The sequence below is a fragment of the Acinetobacter sp. 1130196 genome (genome assembly GCF_000588095.1).
Classification (GTDB): Bacteria; Pseudomonadota; Gammaproteobacteria; order Pseudomonadales; family Moraxellaceae; genus Acinetobacter; species Acinetobacter nosocomialis.
Genome location: NZ_JFWX01000082.1, coordinates 1 through 5,654, shown reverse-complemented (window position 1 = coordinate 5,654; position 5,654 = coordinate 1). Strand labels below are relative to the sequence as shown.

2 protein-coding genes and 4 pseudogenes are annotated in these 5,654 nt (G+C 35.5%); 4 read left to right on the top strand and 2 right to left on the bottom strand.

The genetic code is table 11. The features are described from left to right. Positions 1 to 50: 50 nt before the first annotated feature. A protein-coding gene (locus tag J671_RS24070) for an IS3 family transposase (RefSeq protein WP_085945698.1) occupies positions 51 to 1,210 on the top strand; the annotation gives its coding sequence in 2 pieces (ribosomal slippage) (positions 51 to 285 and positions 285 to 1,210; 1,161 coding nt in all). Here J671_RS24070 and J671_RS24065 read toward each other — a convergent pair. Next, a pseudogene (locus J671_RS24065) lies at positions 1,188 to 1,790 on the bottom strand (hypothetical protein); the annotation flags it as partial. The gene J671_RS24070 and the pseudogene J671_RS24065 overlap by 23 nt on opposite strands. 12 nt (positions 1,791 to 1,802) lie before the next feature. Beyond that, entirely contained in the window at positions 1,803 to 2,267 is a 465-nt protein-coding gene (locus J671_RS0105300) for a hypothetical protein (protein WP_000911012.1), read from the bottom strand. Positions 2,268 to 2,541: 274 nt separating this feature from the next. On the opposite strand from J671_RS0105300, the pseudogene J671_RS25890 reads away from it, so the two are divergent. The 3 pseudogenes from J671_RS25890 to J671_RS25660 all read left to right on the top strand — a co-directional run. Then, a pseudogene (locus J671_RS25890) lies at positions 2,542 to 2,704 on the top strand (YhfG family protein); the annotation flags it as partial. Positions 2,705 to 2,716: 12 nt separating this feature from the next. Beyond that, positions 2,717 to 3,309: pseudogene (locus tag J671_RS25885) on the top strand (putative adenosine monophosphate-protein transferase Fic). Positions 3,310 to 4,686: 1,377 nt separating this feature from the next. Further along, a pseudogene (locus J671_RS25660) lies at positions 4,687 to 5,654 on the top strand (IS3 family transposase); the annotation flags it as partial.

Here is a 5,654-nt window from a genome sequence, read left to right as displayed (position 1 = left end):
CAGTACTTCCCTCTAAAGATAACGTAACGTTAACTTTGGAGATCCAAGAAATGGCCAAACGTTTTAGTGCTGAATTTAAACAGCAAGCAATTGATTATGCACTTTCAAACTCACACGAGCCTATAGCTGCAATCGCCCAGAAATTAGGTGTGGGTTATTCAACTTTAGACAAATGGATTCGTGAAACCAATCCAGTGGGTTCAAGCAAACGTCAACTTTCACCAGAACAACAGCGGATCTTGGAATTAGAGAAAGAAGTCAAACAGCTCAAGGAAGCCAATGACATCTTAAAAAAAGCGCATGTGTACTTTCTAACAGATCATGCCAAGAAAAGTACACGGTAATTCAAGATCTAGATATGAATGAAGTCACGGTATCTTCTGCCTGTAAATACCTAGGTGTCAGCACTTCAGGCTATTATGCCTGGCGAAAACGTCAGGCCAATACGGTAGAGAAATATAATGATTTAAAAGCCGTATATTGGCAGCATCATGCACGATTGGGTGCACCTTCATTGGTACATGACATGCATGATTTAGGTTACAGCATGAGTGAACGCACTGTTGGAAGAATGCTGAAAAATCTGGGTTTACGCAGCAGGATTGCGCGTAAATACAAGCATACGACTGATTCAAACCATCGTTTGCCTACAGCACCCAATCTGTTAGAGCGTCAATTTACAGTCATTCAGCCTAACAAGGTTTGGACAACGGATATTACCTATATCCGTACCAAGCAAGGTTGGCTGTATTTATGTGTGATGCTGGATCTATTTAGTCGTCGTATCGTGGGGTGGCAAACCAGCCATCGAATAGACCGCCAGTTGGTGTGTGATACGTTTAACTATGCAATGGCTCGTCAGGGTTATCCAACTGGGGTTATGGTTCATTCGGACCAAGGTTCACAGTACTGTAGTCGTGATTTTAGAGCGCTGTTACTGACAAATGATTGTACTCAGAGTATGTCTAGACGTGGAAACTGTTGGGATAATGCAGTGACTGAAAGCTTCTTTCATACATTGAAAGGTCATGTGGTCCATGGCAGTGTGTTTGCCACTCGAAAAGAAGCGAATGCTGTCTTGTTTGACTATATTGAGATTTATTACAATCGGGTCAGAAGACATTCTGCAAATGGCTGGTTAAGCCCTGAAGCCTTTGAGAAGAAATATTTTAAGAATTTAGAGGGATTTGTTGTCCACGATACTGTCTAGGATCATCGAGTCTTTTAAAAATTATTAATAGAGCCGATAAATACTCTATGACTTGTACTTTTTTGAAATTTTTAATATTAAAAAGTTGATTACGATCCTCTTTTTTCAAATTACGTTCGTACGTGACATAACAATTTAGCAGCTTACTACATTCATGAAATAATTCAGCATTATTAGAATCCAGCACATATCGTGAGACATAGCGTAGGAGGTCACAAACATGTTTTTGCTTATTCTCAGCTTTATCAATTTTTGCAAATTCTTGATACTGCCGATATGTTAAAAAACTCGCTTGTAGAATCAAATAACGTTGCGATGACAGCTCTTGTGTATTACTAGTATCTGGACATGCAAAATAACTTAAAGAAGCTAGAAAATAATATTTACCTAATTGTCTAGAGCTAGATATATACCCATATATCTGTTGCGCTTCCTTATATAGAGCGTGGGCTTTTTCACGTAAATCATCTGATAGATCGACAAATTGTGTATTCACAACATCATCATGTAATAGACAATAATCTTGTTTAAATTTTTCTGCTAAATCTAAGAATTGCTCTTCTGTTTCAATCTTTGGCATATTCGCTTTCGCTTAATTTTTTATCAAATTGCATTGGTTAAATTCATTACGATCTGAACAATTTTGTAAAAGTTGATCTTTGATTGAACTTTTTGTCAGCTTAAAAAATCTAGCAAAAAATTTAGCATCTAGCTCTTTCTGAGCTTTTCTCTCAAAGCACAAGTGTTGCTGTGATTTTTCGATAAAATCATCAAGATTATGTATCAACTGTAAGATTGCAACATAATTAGAATGTACACGTAAGCATGGCTCCGTTTGCATTAATAGCAATATTTTTTGCCAAATTTTCACATAGATTATTTTGAACTTTGCTTGTACTACTACTTTCTGACTCTGTTTAATCTTTTTGATTTTCAGTAGTTCTGAGTTAATTTTTACTATCTTAAATTGAACATTTTGTCGCTCAAAGCAAAAGGGCATGATAAATTGCCCCATAAATATCTCTATATTTTTTACTAAATAGTCAAATTTTAACATTTTTATCGATATAAAAAATGAGCATATCTTTTTATATGAAAATACATTTAATCTATCAACTAAATTTTCTCAAAATTACAATTATCAACAAATACATATGGTTTACTTATTATGGGTCGTCTAAATTTTAAAAATTCTTCCACTTTTTTTTAGTTTTCTGTTATTACATGAAACAATACCGTTGTATTACATTTTGAAATGCTTTGTATGCAGCATTGATCAAAAAGATTCTCTGCTATACTTACTTCACGTGTAGCATCAATGGAGTTTCGAAATGCTCAGAACCACTGAACAGAAAAAAATATATTCAAGCGACACGTGTGCAAAACTATCAAGCCAGCCTAAAGCTTGAAGGCATTACAACGACAGCTCAAACAACTCAACAAAGTAAAGCTGAAATCTTGCAAAAATATAAGAAGTATTCGCAACCCGAAACGTTAGTCAGGTACATGTATGGGGAAATGGGTGACAGCCTGTATTGTTACCCTGGCACAAATATCCTAAAGAACAAACTCAATATTCGTGATGAACAAATTTTAGAACAAGCTGAACTAGAACTGTCTGGATTGGCAAGTAACTTAATTGAATATGCTGAACCACCTTACGACTTACAATACTTAAAAAATCAATTCATGCGCAGCTCTTTGGCGACTTATACGACTGGGCAGGAAAGTTAAGACAAATCGTATTTCCAAAGGTGACACCCGTTTTTGTAATTTTTTCCCGTATTGAAATTGAAACCAATAAATTACTTAAATCACTTCAAGAAAAAAAGTACTTTCAAGGCTTAGTACCACAATAACTAATTCCTCAACTTGCCGACTTGTATTGTGAGCTTAATGTCATACACCCATTCCGTGAAGGTAATGGACGTACACAACGGATTTTATTTGAGCATCTGATTGCTCATTGTGGTTATGGTATTGATTGGTCTCGCATTGACTCTCAACAACAATGGATTCAAGCCAATATTGAAGGTTTTTATGGTAATTTAAATCCATTAATTCAGATTTTTGAAATATGCTTTATTCAAAATACCTAAAATTTAAGTAGTCAGAGCCCACAATCCTTAATGAGCCATCATCTTTGCTTCAATCCACTGATTAATTTCCCAAATAAACCAACAAACACGATTCTTAAAAATCTTAATACCCTTCGGGTAATTTAGGATCGTAATATGCAGATTACTTATCCAGAATTGAATAGATCGTTAACTTAGATAGACTTTTAAGCAATGTAACTTGCCGCATTTTTATCAACATATGTCTCAAAAAAGTTCGCCTATACATAAATTTATGGTGTTTAGTGATTAATCAACGTCTGATGACCTGAATGGATGTTACAGATTACATGCAATTGAATTGATCTATGGCTGTATTATGGCTTTTGTGTAATCCAATCCATTTGATCCGAATGTTCTCTTTTGCAATAAAGCAGCCTCTTCTGCTTTTCTTGAACCAACGAACAATGCCATTGATTTGATTCAATTGGCAACGGTGATGCTGAATCACATCTCCAAAGAAGGGATTAAATGCAAGAAATGTGGTAAGAAAAAATAGGGGATGGAAGTTATTATCCGTCTAATTGGAACCAGCCCATGAGTGGAGATCAGTTGAGTAAGTATCATCTTAAGTGAATAAGAGAAGGATGGCTCACCTCACTTCTCCAAATAACAACGCTATACTTTTCAAGCCAGTTTAGATATTGGCAACTACATTTCATTCTTCATCATGCTGGTCTTATAGCATGTAGACAATCACTACATCATTTGCATTCAATACTCAATACAGCCTGTCAGCAGAACCGCAGCGATATTTTTTCGTGCATACATGTAGTGTTTAAATCCATTCATTTTTCAATGATCCCCTACCGTTTATCACATTTATGGTCGATCTTTAACCTTGTGAAAAATGCATATACCGATATCTTCAAACTGTCAAATTTATGGATACATGACATTTAAAGAAATTATCCGATCAATTTTTTAGATAAAACTCATCAAGAAAAAATTTATTATTATTCATAACTTCACTAACAACCACATAAAAACAATAATTTAACAAATTATTCTTCCAATTTTTTTAGATTTAGTGTTATTACCCTAAATCCATGCTTAGCTCATTCTATTACATAAATGATTTAGAAGTATCCACGATATAAATTGCTTGCCCTCACACCTCTGCCCCTCTCACGCCCAAAAAATTTACACTAAAAGGCAGATTAAGCCCGTACGAGTTACATATCGCCGCATGCTATGTTGAAAGCATTTAAGAAAATATCCTCAATATTTATAAGATTTTTAAAATATGAACTACTTTTCGAAGAACCCTTTCTAAGTAATGTAGAGGTGGATCAGGAAATTTGAACAACACTTATAAGTGATATTTTGCTCCCCAAATGATGTTATAAACATCAATATATGGAGTATTTTATGGCACATAGACCAAGAAGAAATCATTCAAATGATTTTAAAGCTAAGGTAGCACTTGCTGCGATTAAAGCAGAAAAAACACTTGCTGAATTGAGTGCTGAATTTGATGTTCATCAAAACCAAATTATCGACTGGAAAAATCAACTGATTTCAGCTTCCTCGCAAGCTTTCGATCAATCAAAAGCTCCAACAGAACCACCCATCGATCTAAAAAAACTACATGCAAAAATCGGTGAGCAGGCATTAGAAATTGATTTTTTAGAAGGTGTGTTGAAGAAACTGGGCCGCTTCAACCACAAAAGTTAATCGATGACTCACTTCAGATTTCAGTATCTAAGCAAGCTCAGCTGCTGAAAGTCTCCCGTGGTTGTTATTACTATCGCCCAAAACCTGTGAGTGCATCAGATCTGAAGCTGATGCGGTGTATGGATGAGTTACATATGCAATACCCTTTTGCAGGTAGCCGTATGATGCGTGATTTGTTGAATCGTCAAGGACATCATATAGGACGACGTCATACACGTACTTTAATGAAGAAAATGGGCATTAATGCGTTATATTGCAAACCAAATTTAAGCCAGGCTAATCAAGCTCACCGCAAATATCCATATCTGCTCAAAGGATTGGCTATTCAGCGCAGTAATCAAGTGTGGTCTACGGATATAACGTATATCCCTATGGCAAAAGGCTTTGTTTATTTATGTGCTGTGATTGATTGGCATAGCCGCAAGGTACTTGCGCATAGAGTATCGATTAGTATGGAGGTTACATTTTGCATAGAAACATTAAATGAAGCTATTGAAAAATATGGTCGACCTGAAATATTTAATACAGACCAAGGCAGTCAGTTTACCAGTGATGCATTTATTGATGTATTGAAATCAAATGGCATTCAAATCAGTATGGATGGTAAAGGTCGATGGGTAGATAATGTGATGGTTGAACGATTATGGCGG

Bases quoted from the DNA above. Each gene is read 5' to 3' on its own strand.
- J671_RS0105300 (WP_000911012.1), bottom strand. From the start codon at position 2,267: ATGTTAAAATTTGACTATTTAGTAAAAAATATAGAGATATTTATGGGG.